This is a genomic window from Saccharopolyspora taberi (assembly GCF_039534165.1).
In the GTDB taxonomy this organism is placed as follows: domain Bacteria; phylum Actinomycetota; class Actinomycetes; order Mycobacteriales; family Pseudonocardiaceae; genus Saccharopolyspora_D; species Saccharopolyspora_D taberi.
Window position 1 is genome coordinate 43,535 of record NZ_BAAAUX010000013.1, and the last position, 15,358, is coordinate 58,892.

15 protein-coding genes are annotated in these 15,358 nt (G+C 71.7%); 13 read left to right on the forward strand and 2 right to left on the reverse strand.

Going from position 1 to position 15,358, the window contains the following annotated elements:
- The first annotated feature begins 36 nt into the window (after positions 1-36).
- Both radA and disA read left to right on the forward strand, forming a co-directional pair.
- Positions 37-1,416, forward strand: coding sequence for a DNA repair protein RadA (radA, locus tag ABD691_RS13575; RefSeq protein ID WP_344679993.1), 1,380 nt, complete (start codon positions 37-39; stop codon positions 1,414-1,416).
- Positions 1,417-1,474: 58 nt separating this feature from the next.
- Positions 1,475-2,584, forward strand: coding sequence for a DNA integrity scanning diadenylate cyclase DisA (gene disA, locus ABD691_RS13580; protein WP_344679994.1), 1,110 nt, complete (start codon positions 1,475-1,477; stop codon positions 2,582-2,584).
- A 37-nt stretch (positions 2,585-2,621) separates the two neighbouring features.
- On the opposite strand, the gene ABD691_RS13585 is transcribed toward disA, so the two are convergent.
- Complete coding sequence (locus ABD691_RS13585) at positions 2,622-3,182, reverse strand: hypothetical protein (RefSeq protein ID WP_344679995.1); 561 nt, start codon at positions 3,180-3,182, stop codon at positions 2,622-2,624.
- A 189-nt stretch (positions 3,183-3,371) separates the two neighbouring features.
- Between ABD691_RS13585 and ABD691_RS13590 the strand changes: the two genes are divergently transcribed.
- From ABD691_RS13590 to ABD691_RS13625, 8 genes are all read left to right on the forward strand, one after another.
- On the forward strand, positions 3,372-3,893 hold the full coding sequence (locus ABD691_RS13590) for a beta-class carbonic anhydrase (RefSeq protein ID WP_344679997.1): 522 nt from the start codon (positions 3,372-3,374) through the stop codon (positions 3,891-3,893).
- 76 nt (positions 3,894-3,969) lie between these two features.
- On the forward strand, positions 3,970-4,869 hold the full coding sequence (locus tag ABD691_RS13595) for an HhH-GPD family protein (protein WP_344679998.1): 900 nt from the start codon (positions 3,970-3,972) through the stop codon (positions 4,867-4,869).
- Positions 4,869-5,387: a 2'-5' RNA ligase family protein gene (locus tag ABD691_RS13600; RefSeq protein WP_344680000.1), complete on the forward strand. Its 519-nt coding sequence runs from the start codon at positions 4,869-4,871 to the stop codon at positions 5,385-5,387. Before ABD691_RS13595 ends, ABD691_RS13600 begins: the two co-directional genes overlap by 1 nt.
- Positions 5,388-5,521: 134 nt before the next feature.
- Positions 5,522-6,199, forward strand: coding sequence for an ATP-binding cassette domain-containing protein (locus ABD691_RS13605; protein ID WP_344680001.1), 678 nt, complete (start codon positions 5,522-5,524; stop codon positions 6,197-6,199).
- Positions 6,196-8,136, forward strand: a complete 1,941-nt coding sequence (locus ABD691_RS13610) for a YhgE/Pip family protein (RefSeq protein ID WP_344680002.1) — start codon at positions 6,196-6,198, stop codon at positions 8,134-8,136. Before ABD691_RS13605 ends, ABD691_RS13610 begins: the two co-directional genes overlap by 4 nt.
- A 94-nt stretch (positions 8,137-8,230) precedes the next feature.
- Entirely contained in the window at positions 8,231-9,016 is a 786-nt protein-coding gene (gene map / locus ABD691_RS13615; RefSeq protein WP_344680003.1) for a type I methionyl aminopeptidase, read from the forward strand.
- A gap of 144 nt (positions 9,017-9,160) precedes the next feature.
- Entirely contained in the window at positions 9,161-9,463 is a 303-nt protein-coding gene (locus tag ABD691_RS13620) for an antibiotic biosynthesis monooxygenase family protein (RefSeq protein ID WP_344680004.1), read from the forward strand.
- 436 nt (positions 9,464-9,899) lie between these two features.
- On the forward strand, positions 9,900-11,282 hold the full coding sequence (locus tag ABD691_RS13625) for an FAD-binding oxidoreductase (protein ID WP_344680005.1): 1,383 nt from the start codon (positions 9,900-9,902) through the stop codon (positions 11,280-11,282).
- Positions 11,283-11,320: 38 nt separating this feature from the next.
- On the opposite strand, the gene ABD691_RS13630 is transcribed toward ABD691_RS13625, so the two are convergent.
- Positions 11,321-12,319 carry an endonuclease/exonuclease/phosphatase family protein gene (locus tag ABD691_RS13630; RefSeq protein ID WP_344680006.1) on the reverse strand — a complete coding sequence of 333 codons (999 nt, stop codon included), beginning with the start codon at positions 12,317-12,319 and terminating at the stop codon, positions 11,321-11,323.
- Positions 12,320-12,441: 122 nt separating this feature from the next.
- Between ABD691_RS13630 and ABD691_RS13635 the strand changes: the two genes are divergently transcribed.
- The 3 genes from ABD691_RS13635 (at position 12,442) to ABD691_RS13645 (ending at position 15,306) form a co-directional block, all read left to right on the forward strand.
- Positions 12,442-13,395 (forward strand): ATP-binding cassette domain-containing protein, encoded by a 954-nt coding sequence (locus ABD691_RS13635; protein ID WP_344680007.1) that lies wholly within the window; start codon positions 12,442-12,444, stop codon positions 13,393-13,395.
- The gene (locus ABD691_RS13640) at positions 13,392-14,216 is read left to right on the forward strand and encodes an ABC transporter permease (protein WP_344680008.1); all 825 of its coding nucleotides are present in this window, start codon (positions 13,392-13,394) and stop codon (positions 14,214-14,216) included. Before ABD691_RS13635 ends, ABD691_RS13640 begins: the two co-directional genes overlap by 4 nt.
- A gap of 208 nt (positions 14,217-14,424) precedes the next feature.
- A complete protein-coding gene (locus tag ABD691_RS13645; protein ID WP_344680009.1) occupies positions 14,425-15,306 on the forward strand; it encodes an MIP/aquaporin family protein in 882 nt (293 codons plus the stop codon).
- The last annotated feature ends 52 nt before the right edge of the window (positions 15,307-15,358 follow it).

Genomic DNA, 15,358 nt, shown 5'->3' on the forward strand with positions numbered 1-15,358 from the left:
CCCCATCGGGGGCTTCAAGTCGCGTAACCTGCCGCCGTGCCCCCGAAGAGCGCTCGTACCGCACGTCCAGGATTTCGGTGTGCCGACTGCGGCCACGAGGTCGCCAAGTGGGTCGGGCGGTGCCCGAGCTGCCAGTCTTGGGGCACGATCGACGAGGTCGCCGCCGCCAGGCCGGCGCTGGCCAAGGTCACCGCCGGGGCACCGGCCACTCCCGCGCGGCCGATCGCCGAGGTCGACCTCGACTCGGCCCGCGCGGTGTCGACCGGGATCGGCGAGCTCGACCGGGTGCTCGGCGGCGGGATCGTGCCGGGCGCCGTGGTGCTGATGGCAGGCGAGCCCGGGGTGGGCAAGTCGACGCTGCTGCTGGAGGTCGCCCACCGCTGGGCGCGGACCGGTTCCGGCGGGCCCTCGCTGTACGTCACCGGCGAGGAATCCGCTGGTCAGGTACGGCTCCGGGCCGAGCGGACGAACGCCGTGCACCCCCGGCTGTACCTGGGCGCGGAGAGCGACCTGGGCTCGGTGCTCGGGCACGTCGACGCGGTCAGGCCCGGCCTGCTGATCGTCGACTCGGTGCAGACCGTGCAGTCCCCCGACGCCGAGGGCAGCCCCGGCGGGGTGACGCAGGTGCGGGCGGTGACGACCGCGCTGGTCGCGCTGGCCAAGGAGCGCGGGCTGCCGGTGCTGCTGGTCGGGCACGTGACCAAGGACGGCGCGGTCGCCGGGCCGCGGGTGCTGGAGCACCTGGTCGACGTGGTGCTGCACTTCGAGGGCGACCGGCACTCCTCGCTGCGGATGCTGCGCGGGGTCAAGAACCGGTTCGGCCCGTCCGACGAGGTCGGCTGCTTCGAGCAGCGCGACGACGGCATCGCCGAGGTCGCCGACCCGTCCGGGCTGTTCGTGAACCGGCAGGAGACGCAGGTCGAGGGCACTGCGGTGACGGTCATGGTGGAGGGCAAGCGCCCGCTGCTGGCCGAGGTCCAGGCGCTGGTGACGCCGACCCAGATGACGATCCCGCGCCGGGCGGTCAGCGGGCTGGACTCGGCGCGGGTGTCGATGATGCTGGCGGTGCTGGACAAGCACGGCAACGTCAAGACCGGCGACCAGGAGGTGTTCGCGGCGACCGTCGGCGGGATGAAGGTCTCCGAGCCGGCCGCGGACCTCGCGGTCGCGCTCGCCGTCGCGTCCTCGCGGCGCGGGGTGCCGCTGCCGTCGAACGTGGTCGCGGTCGGCGAGGTCGGGCTCGCGGGCGAGATCCGGCGGGTCAACTCGGTCGGCCGCCGGGTCGCCGAGGCGGCGCGGCTGGGCTTCGACCACGCACTCGTCCCGCCGGACTCGGGCCCGCTGCCGCGCGGGGTGAAGACCACCGTGGTACCTGACATCAAGTCGGCACTGCGGGTACTGAGAGGTGGTCGTTGATGTTCTTCGAAGCGGCGCAGCCGCTTAGCCCACACAAGCAGGCCGACCACCCCCGCAAATGAGTGCACAGATCCACGTGAACGAGCAGCTGCGCGCCACGCTCGCCTGGCTCGCGCCGGGCACGGCGCTGCGCGACGGACTGGAGCGCATCCTGCGCGGGCGCACCGGCGGGCTGGTCGTGCTCGGCTACGACGAGACCGTGGAGTCGCTGTGCGACGGCGGGTTCCACCTCGACGTCGAGTTCAGCGCCACCCGGCTCCGCGAGCTGTCCAAGATGGACGGTGCGGTGGTGCTGTCCACGGACGCGACCCGGATCGTGCGGGCCAACGTGCAGCTGGTGCCGGACGCGGCGATCCCGACCGAGGAGTCCGGCACCCGGCACCGGTCGGCCGAGCGGACCGCGATCCACACCGGTTACCCGGTGGTGTCGGTCAGCCAGTCGATGAGCATCATCAGCCTCTACTTCCAGGGCCACCGGCACGTGCTGATCGGCTCGCCGGACATCCTCTCCCGCGCGAACCAGGCACTGGCCACCCTGGAGCGCTACACCGCCCGGCTGACCGAGGTCGCCCAGGCGCTGTCCGCGCTGGAGATCGAGGACTACGTGACGCTGCGGGACGCGATGACCGTGGTGCAGCGGCTGGAGATGGTGCGCCGGATCGCCGACGAGATCGAGGGCGACGTCGTCGAGCTGGGCCAGGACGGCAGGCTGATCGAGCTCCAGCTCGACGAGCTGGTCGGCACCAAGCGCGACTCCGACACCCGCGACCGCATCGACGTCGACCGCGAGCTGATGGTGCAGGAGTACCTGCCCACCAGCGGCGAGATGCCGACCTCCGCGCAGGTCGCGGCGGCGCTGGCCAAGCTCGACGGGACCGAGCTGCTGGACCTGACCGCGATCGCCGGGGCGTTCGGCTACGAGCCCGCGCCGGAGGCCCTCGACCAGCACCTCGAACCGCGCGGGTACCGGCTGCTGGCCCGGGTTCCGCGGCTGCCCGCGGAGGCCCGCAAGCAGCTCGTCGAGCACTTCGGCTCGCTGCAGAACCTGCTCGCGGCCACCGCCGACGACCTGCGCGAGGTGGAGTCGATCGGGGACGGCCGGGCCCGGATGGTCCGCGAGGGCCTCTCCCGGCTCGCCGAGACGTCCATAATGGACCGCTACGCCTGAGCGCGGTTTTCCGAAAGCAGCGGCAGCCGCCTGAGCCTCAGCTGATCAGCCGGAACGGCACCGGGGCGCTCTTGAGGTCGCCGAGCTTGGCCACCAGCAGGTACGGCCCGGCGGGCGCGATCTGCTGGAGGGGCAGGCACTCCGGTGTCGAGGCGAGCCCCACCCAGTGCACGTCGTTGTGCACCGACTGGCCCGGTTGCAGCAGCGGCGCTTCGTTCGTCGTCTCGCGGTAGCAGTCGTTGCTGGACCAGACGTGCTTGCCGTCCGGCGTGGTGACGACCAGCTCGCGCAGGTCGCGGCTGGTGTCGCGGTAGCAGGGCTCGCGCCCGTCGTTGATCGTCACGATGCGCAGGCCGATCCGGTCGCCGACGCGGAACTCGGGCTTGAGCGGTTCGGCGACGACCCTGGTGGTGGCGTCCGCGCACGCGCCCGGCTCCGGCGGCGGGAGCATCTGCACCGCGGCCCGCGGTGGCTCGGTGCCGACGCTCGCGATCACCGCCCACCCGGCCAGGGCGAGCACCAGCACCGCGACCGACAGCGCCACCGCGCGGCGTCGCCAGTACACCGCGGGCGGGAGCGGTCCGGTCGGATCCAGCACGTCATGGACCGTAACCCGAACGCTACTCCCGGTAGTCGATCCGACACTCACCCGTTCAGGGGTATCCTGAAATGTGGCGTTGACCAGTAATCACTTGTCAGCGGACGGGTTCGGGTATTCGCTCGTCCGAACGACCCGCGCCGCGAAGCCGCGGTGGCCAACGACGTCCCCCAGTCATCAGGAGGAGCATTGACCGCCAGCGACGAGATCCTGCGCCGCAACGCACTGCACGTGCGCGGCGCCGAGGATCGCAACCTGCCCACCGAGCCCTCGCTCCGGGTGGCCATCGTGACCTGCATGGACTGCCGGATCGACCTGTACGAGACGCTCGGCCTGCGCACCGGCGAGGCGCACGTGATCCGCAACGCCGGCGGCGCGGTGACCGACGACGTGATCCGCTCGCTCGCGGTCAGCCAGCGCAAGCTCGGCACCCGCGAGGTGATGCTGATGCACCACACCCGCTGCGGGATGGCGACCTTCACCGAGGGCGAGTTCAAGGACGAGCTGGAGCGCGAGACCGGGCAGCGGCCCGCGTGGTCGGTGGAGACCTACACCGACGCGGCGCAGGACGTCCGGCAGTCGATGGCGCGCATCCGGCGCAGCCCGTTCCTGGGGCTGACCACCAGCCTCCGCGGGTTCGTCAAGGACATCGACAACGGCGCGCTGACGGAGGTCTTCGAGTCCGCGCCCGCCGAGCAGGCAGCGAGCTGACGGTTTTCCGGCGCCTGGCCCGAAAACCGGGCCAGGCGCCGGCGCGTCGGGCACGGCTGGCAGGATTCCGGGTGCTATGGAGACCCGGAACACGACGGCCGGAACCGTGAACCCGACCGAGCTCATCGAGTGGTTCGACGCGACCGCCCGGCCGCTGCCGTGGCGGGCGCCGGACGTCACCGGCTGGGGCGTGCTGGTCAGCGAGACCATGCTCCAGCAGACCCCGGTCGCCCGGGTGCAACCGATCTGGGAGGAGTGGATGGCGCGCTGGCCGCGCCCCTCCGACCTCGCCGCCGCGAGCCAGGCCGAGGTGCTGCGCGCCTGGGGCAAGCTCGGCTACCCGCGCCGCGCGCTGCGCCTGCACCAGGCCGCGGCGACGATCGCCGCCGACCACGGCGACGTCGTCCCCGCCGACGTCGACACCCTGCTGGCGCTGCCCGGCATCGGCGCCTACACCGCTCGCGCGGTGGCGGCCTTCGCCTACGGCAGGCGCGCGCCGGTGGTCGACACCAACGTCCGCCGGGTGGTCGCGCGCGCGGTCCACGGCGCGGGCGACGCGGGCCCGCCGTCGACGAACCGCGATCTCGCCGACGTCGACGCGCTGCTGCCCACCGCCGACGCGGAGGCGGCGCGGATGTCGGCGGCGCTGATGGAGCTGGGCCAGGTGGTGTGCACCGTCCGCTCCCCGGTCTGCGACCGCTGCCCGATCGCGCACGACTGCGCGTGGCAGCACGCGGGACGCCCCGCCTACGCGGGACCGCCGAAGAAGGTCCAGAAGTTCGCGGGCACCGACCGCCAGGTGCGCGGCAAGCTGCTGGACGTCCTGCGCGGCACCGAAGGGCCGGTCACCAGGGAGCAGCTGGACGCGGTCTGGTCCGACGCCGGACAGCGGGACCGCTGCCTGGACTCGCTGCTGGTCGACGGGCTGCTGGAGCAGACCGACGACGGCCGGTTCGCGCTGCCCGGCGAGCACTGATGGCCCAGGCGCTGGAGCTGTTCTTCGACGACTCCGCCGAGCGGGCGGTGCGGGAGCTGTGGCGCAGGCTCGACGACCGCGGCGTGCCGAGCGCGGGCAGCCGCGGGGGCAGGCCGCACGTGACGTTGGCGGTCGCGGGCGCGATTCCCGCCTCGGCGCGCCGGAATCTCCGCTCCGAGCTGGAGCTGCTGTCGATCCCCGATCTCTGGCTGCACACGCTGGGCACGTTCCCCGGCGGTGATTCGGCGCTGCTGCTGGGTGCCGTCGTCGACACCGAACTGCTCGCGGTGCACTCGGCCGTGCACGACGTCCTCGCGGGCAAGGTCACCGCGCCGTCGGCGTACTACTTCCCCGGCGCGTGGATCCCGCACTGCACGCTCGCGCAGGGCCTCACCGCGGCCCAGCTCGCGGCGGGATTCGCCGAGCTCGCGCCGCCGGAAGCGGTTCGCGCGCCGATCGCGGAGGTCGGCGTGACCGACACCCGGACCGGCGAGACCGAGGTCCTGCTGACCCGCTGACACGGCCGGAGATCACCCCAACGGGCGATGCGGGCGCGATGTTCCACAGTGGACGCCGCCGGTGGCTGATGCTACGAGTTGCCCGCTTCCGCGCGGGCAGCCACTTTGGATCGGTCAGCGACGTGAGGAGCCCGATGGACATCGACGGCGCCGACTTCCTCGCCAGGGGCATCACCGCCATCGGCCCCGAGGGCATCGTGTTCGAGGGCATCGACCTGCGCGTCCGGCCGGGCGAGCTCGGCGTGCTGACCGGACCCGGCGGCAGCGGCAGGACCGCGATGCTGCTCGCGCTCTCCGGCAGGCTCCGGCTCGCCTCCGGGCACCTGGAGGTGTCCGGGCACGTGCTGCCGTCGCAGGCGAGGGCGGTGCGGCAGCTGGTGCTGCCCGCCCGGCTGCGCCCCGGTTTCGAGCTCGACGAGCAGCACACGGTGCGCGGGGTGATCACCGAGCGGCGGCTGATCAGCGGGATCAGCAGGCCCGCCGTCGACGAACTGCTCGCGAGGGTCGGCGTCGACCCGTACCCGTCCGACCTGATCTGGGAGCTGCACCCGGCCGAACGGCTGCTGCTGTCCATCGCGCTGGCAGCCGCCGCCGCGCCCGCGGCGATCGTGGTCGACGACGTGGAGGCCGGGCTCACCGCGGCCGGGCGGACCCGGGTGTGGACGGCGCTGCGGCTGCTGGTGCAGACCGGGATGACGGTGATCGCCAGCAGCACCGAGGCGCCGTCCGGGGACGCCGTGGTGATCCGGTTGCCGCGGCCCGAGTACGACGAACCGACCGATGTCCTGGCCTGGGGCGGAGGTGGCTGGTGAAGGCGATCCGGCTGGCATGGCTGGAGCTGCGGCGCTTCCGCGGACCGCTGCGGCGGTTGGTGCCGGTGGTGCTGATCCTGGTTCCGCTGCTCTACGGCGGGCTCTACCTGTGGTCGAACTGGGACCCCTACGGCAGGCTCGACACGGTCCCGGTGGCGGTGGTCAACGCCGACCGGCCGGTGGACGCCAACGGCGAGCACATCGACGCGGGCGACCAGTTCGTCCGGCAGCTCAGGGCGAACCGCATCTTCGACTGGCACTTCACCGACTCCGCCGACGCCCGCCGGGGGCTGGAGCACGGTCGCTACTACTTCACGATCGAGGTGCCGCCGGAGTTCAGCTCGAAGCTCGCCAGCGCCGCCGAGGCCGATCCGAAGCGGGCCGAGCTGCTGATCACCAAGAACGACGCGAACGGCTACATCGCCGGGATCATGGCCGACACGGTCAAGTCCGAGCTGCAGAACCAGATCAACGCGGCCGCGCACGCGACCTACGCGCGGGCGCTCTACGGGGAGCTGGACCAGGCCAGGGAGAAGCTCCAGCTCGCGTCGCAGGCGTCGAAGGACCTGGTCAAGGGCACCGAGCTGAGCCAGCAGGGCACGGCGGCGATGACCAGGGGGCTGGGCGGGGTGCGGGACGGCGCGGGCCGGATCTCGCGCGGGGTCGGCGACATCTCGGAGGCCACCGCCGAACTGGACGCCAAGCTCGACGACGTCACCGACTTCACCGCCGATCGGCTGCCGGGCGCGGTCAACTCGCTGGTCAACGCCAGCAGCACGGCGGTCAGCAGCCTCAGCTCGATCAAGACCGCGACCGGGTTCATCCGCGACCGCGCGGGGAGCGGCGTGGCCGATCTCGAAGAGCTGGGCCGGAAGTTCCCGGCGGTCGCCGAGGACGAGGTCTACAAGCGCGCGCTGGACAACGCGCGCAAGCTCGCCGACGCCACCGCGACCGCCGACAGCGACGCGCAGCAGGCGCTGCGCACGGCGCAGGACGCGAACAAGCAGGCCCTCGCGTTGCAGCGGGACATCGAGCCGTTGCAGAAGCACGTCCGGGAGAGCACGGCGCCGATGGACAAGCTGACCTCGGGTACCTCGGAGCTTTCCGGCGGAGCGAACGGGGTGACCAGCGGGCTGAGCACGCTGGTGGCCAGCAGCGGTGTCCTCAAGACGGGCGCCGACCAGCTCAACGACGGCGCCAAGCGGCTGGAGAACCTGATCAACGGTGGGCTGCAGCGGATCCCGCCGACGAACCCGACGCAGGTGGCCCACGCCGCCGACGTCCTCGGATCGCCGACGACGATCGAGACGGTCAACCTCAACCCGGCCAAGGTCTACGGGCGCGGCCTGGCGCCGTTCTTCTTCTCGATCGCCCTGTGGGTGTTCGGGCTGTTCGCGTACCTGCTGCTCAAGCCGGTCAACACGCGCGCGCTGGCGAACCGGGTCGGCGCCGCGACGATCACCTTCGCCGGGTTCCTGCCCGCGGCGGCGCTGGGGATCATCGGCGGCATGGTGCTGTACGCGGCGGTCGACTTCGGGCTCGGGCTCCAGCCCGTGCACGTGCTGTGGACGCTCGGGCTGGTGGCTCTGGCAGCGACGGCGTTCGTGGCCATCGACCACTTCCTGCGCACCGCGCTGGGCGCCGTCGGTGATCTGCTGTCGCTGGTGCTGCTGATCGTCCAGCTCACCGCCAGCGGCGGCCTGTACCCGATGGAGACCACTCCGGCGCCGTTCCAGGCGATCCACCCGTACCTGCCGATGACCTACCTGGTCGACGGCCTGCGGGTGACGATCTCCGGCGGCCTGGAGGAGAACCTGCTGCGCGACGCGGTCGTGCTCGCCGGGTTCCTCGTGGTTTCGCTGTTCCTGACGACTTTCGCCGTGATGCGGCAGCGGACCTGGACCATCGGGAGGCTGCACCCGCAGTTGGAGCTCTGAGCACGGCTCGATCGACCGCGCGCGGTATTTCTATACCGGCAACCGGTACAGTGCCGGTATAGAAATACCGACACACCGAGCAAGTGAGGTACTCGTGATCGAGCTGAAGACGCCCGCGGAGGTCCAACGGATGCACGTGGCCGGGCGTTTCGTGGCCGAGGTGCTCTCCGAGGTCGGCGAGCTCGCCGACGTGGGCGTCAACCTCCTCGACCTGGAGCACCACGTTCGCGGCATGATCAAGCAGCGCGGGGCGGAGTCGTGCTACTGGGACTACGCGCCGTCCTTCGGCCGGGGCCCGTTCCGCAACGTCATCTGCCTGTCGGTAAACGACGCCGTCCTGCACGGGCTGCCCCACGACTACGCGCTGCGCGATGGCGACGTGCTCACCGCGGACCTCGCGGTCAGCGTCGACGGCTGGGTGGCCGACTCGGCACGCACGGTCGTCGTCGGGACCGCCGCCGAGGAGGACCTGCGGATCATCCGCGCCACAGAGGAAGCGCTGGAGGCGGCGATCGAGGTGGCGCGTCCGGGCAACCGCCTTGGCGACATCTCCGCGGCCATCTGGGCGGTGGCCCGCGACTACGGCTATCCGGTCAACGACGAGTACGGCGGCCACGGCCTCGGCCGCACCATGCACGAGGGGCCCCACGTCCCGAACAGGGGCCGGGCGGGGCGCGGCCTCACGCTCCGGCCGGGGCTGACCCTCGCGCTGGAACCCTGGTTCGCCCGCACGACCGACCGGATCGTGCACGACGCCGACGGCTGGACCATCCGGTCGGCCGACGGCTCGCGCACGGCGCATTCCGAGCACACGGTCGCCATCACCGAGGACGCCGCCTTGGTGCTCACCCGGCGCGAATCGGAAACCCAGCGGCCGTAGTGCTGTTTCCGCGCTGATTTATTGAATTGCCAGGAACTGTTGAGTTCGAAAAAGCGGTGTTCTCCGGTTGTTCGATGTTCACCGGCTCTTTTCCGGGCCGGGCTCGTTGGCGACAGTGGCCCGGACGCGGGCTAGGCTGGCGGTATGGCAGTTGTGAAGATCAACGCGATCGAGGTTCCCGAGGGCAAGGGCCCCGAGCTGGAGAAGCGGTTCGCCGACCGGCACGGTTCGGTGGACGACGCGCCGGGCTTCCTGGGCTTCGAGCTCCTGCGCCCGGTCGGCGGCGAGACCCGGTACTTCGTCTACACCAAGTGGGAGACCGAGGAGGACTTCCAGAACTGGGCCAAGGGCGGCGCGAAGGAGGCGCACGCCCGCGAGAGCAAGAACCCGGTGGCCACCGGCGCGAACCTGCTGGAGTTCGAGCTGGTCCTGGAAAGCCACAAGTGACGGTCTGCCCTGCGGCCCGGGCCCGCGCTCGGCCCGGGCCGCAGGGCCGCATCCCGCGCCCTTCGCGCTGATCACGCCGCGCCACCTGGGCCCTGATCGAGCCCTGCGGCCGGGCCCTGATCGAGCCCCGCAGCCGGACACTGATCGACCCGCACGTCGGGCCGGCTCCCGCGCCGAACGCGGATTCCCCCAGCGCGCATTTCGCGCGATCTTCCCCCACTCACTGCGGTCCCGCACGGCCCGATCCGTTCTGCCCGCGTTTCACCCTGTGCAATGCGGGAATTATTGGTGTAGACCAATGGCCGCAACTTGAGCCGCTGAACAGCCGAATTCCGTCCGCATTCCGGTGAGCCCGGATTAGCCTCCTGTCGTCTTCGCTGATCAACCACCACGAAGAAATCGGGAGACGACCATGACGTGGAGCAGGAGAGCATTCTTGGGCGGAATCGGCGTCGCCGCCGCTGCCACCTTCGCCGGCCGGACCGCCCCGAGGGCCACCGCCGCACCCGCCGTCGACTGGGAGGCGCTGCGGGCGAACCTCGGCGGACAGCTGTTCCTGCCCGGCGAACCCGGTTTCGACACCGCCCGGCTTCCCTTCAACAAGCTGTACGACTCGAACATCCCGGCCGCCGTGGCGCGGTGCGCTTCCGTCGCCGACGTCCAGGCGTGTCTCGACGCGGCGGGAACCCGCGTGCCGCTGGCCGCCCGCAGCGGCGGCCACAGCTACGCCGGCTACTCCGTCCCGCCGGACGGGCTCGTGGTGGACGTGGCGGATCTGTCCGCAGTGGACGTCCAGGGCGACCTGGTGACGGTCGGCGCGGGCGCCAGGATCGGCGACGTCTACACCGCGGTCGCCGGGGCCGGGCGGGCGCTGCCCGGCGGGACGTGCAGCAGCGTCGGCGTCTCGGGCCTGACCCTCGGCGGCGGAATCGGCGTGCTGACCCGCAAGTACGGCCTCACCTGCGACCACCTGACCGCCGCCGAGGTCGTCACCGCCGACGGCCATGTGCGCACTGCCTCCCCAGGCAGCGAACCCGACCTGTTCTGGGCCTTACGCGGTGGCGGCGGCGGGAACTTCGGCATCGTCACGTCGATGACCTTCCGGACCGACCCGGCGCCCGGGGTCACGGTCTTCTCGCTGCCGTTCGGCACCGGTGCGCCGGCGGCGGTGCTCGGCGCGTGGCAGTCGTGGATCGCCGCCGCGCCGCCGGAGATGTGGGCGAACGTGCTGCTGTTCGGCGGCCCCCAGCCGGAGATCCGGATCGGCGGCTGCTTCGTCGGCGGCGCGCCGGAGGCCACCGCCCTGCTCGACGACCTCGTCCGCCGCGCGGGCGTCGAGGTGCCCGACCGGATGGTGCGCGAGACGACCTACCTCGAAGCGATGCGGCACTTCGGCACCGACGGCTCCCGCGGCGCGTACGTCGCGTCCTCCCGGATCATCGGCGCCCCGGCCGATCCGGACGCGGTCGTGGAGCTGAGCAGGAAGCACCCGGGCAGCCTGCTGATCATCGACCCGCTGGGCGGCGCGGTGTCCGAAGTGGACTCGACGGCGACCGCGTTCCCGCACCGCGACGCGCTGGCCGCGGTGCAGGTCTACGCGGACACGACGGTCGAGGACGAGCCCGCGACGCGGGCGATGGTGCACGAGATGGTGACCGCGCTCGAAGGCATGGGCGTCGGCAACGGGTACGTGAACTACATCGACCCGGACCTGCCGAACTGGCAGCAGGCGTACTACGGGCCGAACCTGGCGCGGCTCCAAGGGGTTTCGCGCACGTTCGACCCGCAGGGCGTGTTCCGCTTCCCGCAATCGGTCTGAGGGAACCGCCAAGCAGGACGAGTCTGCGAATCCAGGTCTCAGCCCGGCACGACGACGTGGGCCAGCACGGCCCGGTGGTCGGCCCCGGCGACCTCGAACGTCCGGTAGTCCTGCACCGCGATCCCGTCGCTGATCAGCACGTGGTCGATGGTCACCGGCGGCGGAGCGAGCCAGGTGTCCCGGACCGGCCAGGTCGGGCTGAGCCCGGAACCGGTGATCGCCGCCGCGTCGCGGTAGCCGCGGGTCAGCAGGGCGCCCAGCGGGCTGTGGTCGAGGGTGGCGTTGAAGTCGCCGGCCAGTACGCGGGGCGTCTTCCCCGCGTGCGGCAGGGCGTTCAGCTCCCGCACCCAGTCGCCGTTGGAGTCCGAACCGACCGGGATCACCGGGTGCACGGCCACCACTTCCACGTCCCGCGGCCCCGGAACGTCGACCAGCGCCGAGGGCTGGCGCATCGTCGTCGGCGGCACGAGCGAGAGCTCCCGCAGCGGGAAGCGCGACGCGATCCCGCTGCCTTCAGCGCCGGCGTGGTCCTGGAAGACCCGGTGCGGCAGCAGCGAGCGCAGCCCGGCCGCGTCCAGCGCCTCGACCTCGTCCGGGGTGAGCTCCTGGAGGCTGAGCACGTCGACCTGGTTGTCGCGCACCAGCTCGACCACGCGGACCGGGTCGGCCTCTCCGAAGTAGAGGTTCGCCGACAGCACCCGCAGCGGGACGCCCTGGACCGGCGTCGGCGAGTCCGGGATCGCGCGCGGGACGACGGTCGTCACCAGCGCCACCGCGACCGCGCCGACCACCAGCGCGGTCAGCCAGCGGCGCAGCACCAGCGCCAGCAGGGTCACCACCAGCCCGAGCGGGACCGCGTACGGGGTGAGCGCGACCAGCGCGGCGGTGTACCGGTTGGAGTCCAGGTCGGCCAGCGGCAGCGCGGCCCAGGCGACGAACCCCGACCCGAGCACCACCAGCAGCGCCGTGACCTTCGCGGACTTGCGCCGCACCGGCGGCTGCTCGGCCGGTTCGAGCTCGGTGAGCGTCTGGTCCACATCTCCCCCTGTCAGCCGCTGACAGCTCGTGTCATCCGGGTCACCCAGCCTGTCAGCGCGCTGTGCGCCCGATGTCAGCAGTCCCCCCGAAAGTAGGACGCAGTGCCCGACAGGGAGGTTTCATGTCATTCGCGATCCAGGCAGAGGGCCTGGTCAAACGCTTCGGCGACACCACCGCGCTCGCCGGGATCGACCTCGAGGTGCCCACCGGCACGATCCTCGGGGTGCTCGGCCCGAACGGCGCGGGCAAGACCACGGCGGTGCGGATCCTGGCGACCCTGCTGCGGCCCGACGCCGGGCGGGCCGTCGTCGCCGGGCACGACGTGGCGCGCGAACCCGTCTCGGTCCGCGCCCGGATCGGGCTCACCGGCCAGTACGCCTCGGTCGACGAGGAGCTGAGCGGGCTGGAGAACCTGGTGCTCATCGGCAGGCTGCTGGAGCTTTCGCGCCGGGACGCGCGGGCGCGCGCGACCGAGCTGCTCGAACGCTTCGACCTCACCGACGCCGCGAGCCGGGCGATCCGCACCTACTCCGGCGGCATGCGCCGCAGGCTCGACCTGGCCGCCAGCCTGGTCGGCCGCCCGGACGTGCTGTACCTGGACGAGCCGACCACCGGACTGGACCCGCGCAGCCGCAACCAGGTGTGGGACCTGGTCCGCACCCTGTCCGACGAGGGCGTGACGGTGCTGCTGACCACCCAGTACCTGGAGGAGGCCGACCAGCTGGCGGACCGGATCAGCGTGATCGACCGGGGCCGCGTGGTCGCCGACGGCCGCGCCGACGAGCTCAAGCGGCGCACCGGCGGCCAGACGCTCCAGGTCCGCCCGTCCGACCTGTCCGACCTGCCGGTGGTGCGCGGCCTGCTCGCCGAGCTGACCGACGCCGCGCCGCACGTCGACGAGGACACCGGGCTGCTGACCGCGCCGGTCGACGACCCGGTGCTGCTGTCCACGCTGGTCCGCAGGCTCGACGACGCCGGGATCACGGCCGACGAGCTGGCGCTGCGGCTGCCCAGCCTGGACGAGGTCTTCCTCGCGATCACCGGCCAGCCGACCTCCGAGGAGAACGCCGCATGACCACGACCCTGGAAGCACCCGCCCCGGCGGCCACCGCCGCGCCACCCACCCGCATCGGGCCGCTGCGCACGATCCGGCACGGGCTGACGCTGGCCGGGCGCAGCATCCTCAAGATCCGCAAGTCGCCCGCGGGCCTGCTCGACGTCACGCTCCAGCCGATCCTGTTCCTGGTCATGTTCGTCTACCTGTTCGGCGGCGCGATCAACCACGGCGACACCACCGGCTACCTGCACATCACGCTGCCCGGCGTGCTGGCGATGAACATGGTCTTCGCCAGCCTGGGCACCGGCATGCAGCTCAACACCGACATCACCAAGGGCGTGTTCGACCGGTTCCGCAGCCTGCCGGTGGCCCGTTCCGCGCCGCTGATCGGCGCCGTGCTCGGCGACGTCGTGCGGTACCTGGTGTCGATCGCGGTGCTGCTGCTGGTGGCGACCCTGATGGGCTTCCGGATCCGGACCGACGTGGCGTCGGTGGCGCTGGCGATCGTGGTGGTGATCGCGTTCGCGCTGGCCATGTGCTGGATCTCGGTGTTCCTGGGCATGCTGGTCAAGAGCCCGCAGGCGCTGCCCGGCGTGGCGATGTCGTTCATGTTCCCGCTGACCATGGGCAGCAACGTGTTCGTGCCCACCGAGACCATGCCCGGCTGGTTGCAGGCGTGGAACTCGGTCAACCCGGTCACCAAGCTCGCCGACACCGCGCGCGGGCTGATGATCGGCGGACCGGTCGCCGGGCCGCTGACCGCGACCCTGATCTGGATGGTCGTGCTGGTCGCGGTCTTCTTCCCGCTGGCCATGTGGGCCTACCGCCGCCGGGTCTGACCCGGCGCCCCGGCCGCCGGTGCGATTCGGGGCGCACCGGCGGCGGTCCGGGCGGGCTCTCCCCACGGGGAACGGGGAGGGCCCGCCCCCGGCGCGAATTGTCTCGGCGGCCCGAATGGCCGGTGCGTCCTACACTGCCGGTGTCGATTGACAATTCGGGACGAGCGGGTTCACCGCGGTCTCGTGCTATTCGGGCGGGGGTGGACCGATGGCCGAGCAAAACCAACGTCGACCAGGTTATCGACAAGGGCTGGGCGGCGAAATGCTCGCCGAATTCCTGGGGACTTTCGTGCTGATCCTGCTGGGCTGCGCGTCGGTCGCGGTGGCCGTGGCCGGGCTTCCCGGTTCCGGCAGGCAGGAAGTGGCGTTCGGACCGGCGAACTGGCTGATCATCGCCTTCGGCTGGGGGTTCGCCGTGGTGTTCGGCGTCTACGTCGCGGGCGGGGTCAGCGGCGCCCACATCAACCCAGCGGTGACGCTCGCGTTCGCGGTGCGGCGGGCGTTCCCGTGGGTCAAGGTCGTGCCGTACTGGATCGCGCAGCTGGTCGGGGCGTTCCTGGCAGCCGCGCTGGTTTACTCGGTGTACAGCTGGGCGATCGACGCGTTCAACACCAAGGCGGGCGTGGCCCGCGACCAGTCGCTGGACACCTTCGCGATCTTCGCGACGTTCCCGGCGAAGTACTTCGACGGTTCCTGGTGGGGCCCGCTGCTCGACCAGGTGGTGGGCACCGGCGTCCTGGTGATGCTGATCTTCGCGCTGATCGACAACCGGAACACGGCGCCCGCGGCGAACCTCGGCCCGTTCCTGATCGGAATGGTTGTCACCACGATCGGACTGACGTTCGGGCCCAACGCCGGATACGCGATCAATCCGGCTCGCGATTTCGGCCCGCGGCTGTGGACGTTCTTCACCGGTTGGGGTGATATCGCGCTGCCTGGGAGTTACCAGTGGTTCAGCGCTTATTTCTGGATTCCGATCGTCGGGCCTTTGGTCGGGGCCGTGATCGGGGCCGTCGTGTACGACTTGTTCATCGGGCACGTCGTTGCCGCTCGCGTTTCCGGGCCCGAGCCCGGGCGGGTGGGGGATTAGGGGGCTGCTCGGGTCTCCGGGTTGGGGGCGGAGCGGCTCTGCCGGTTCGGGG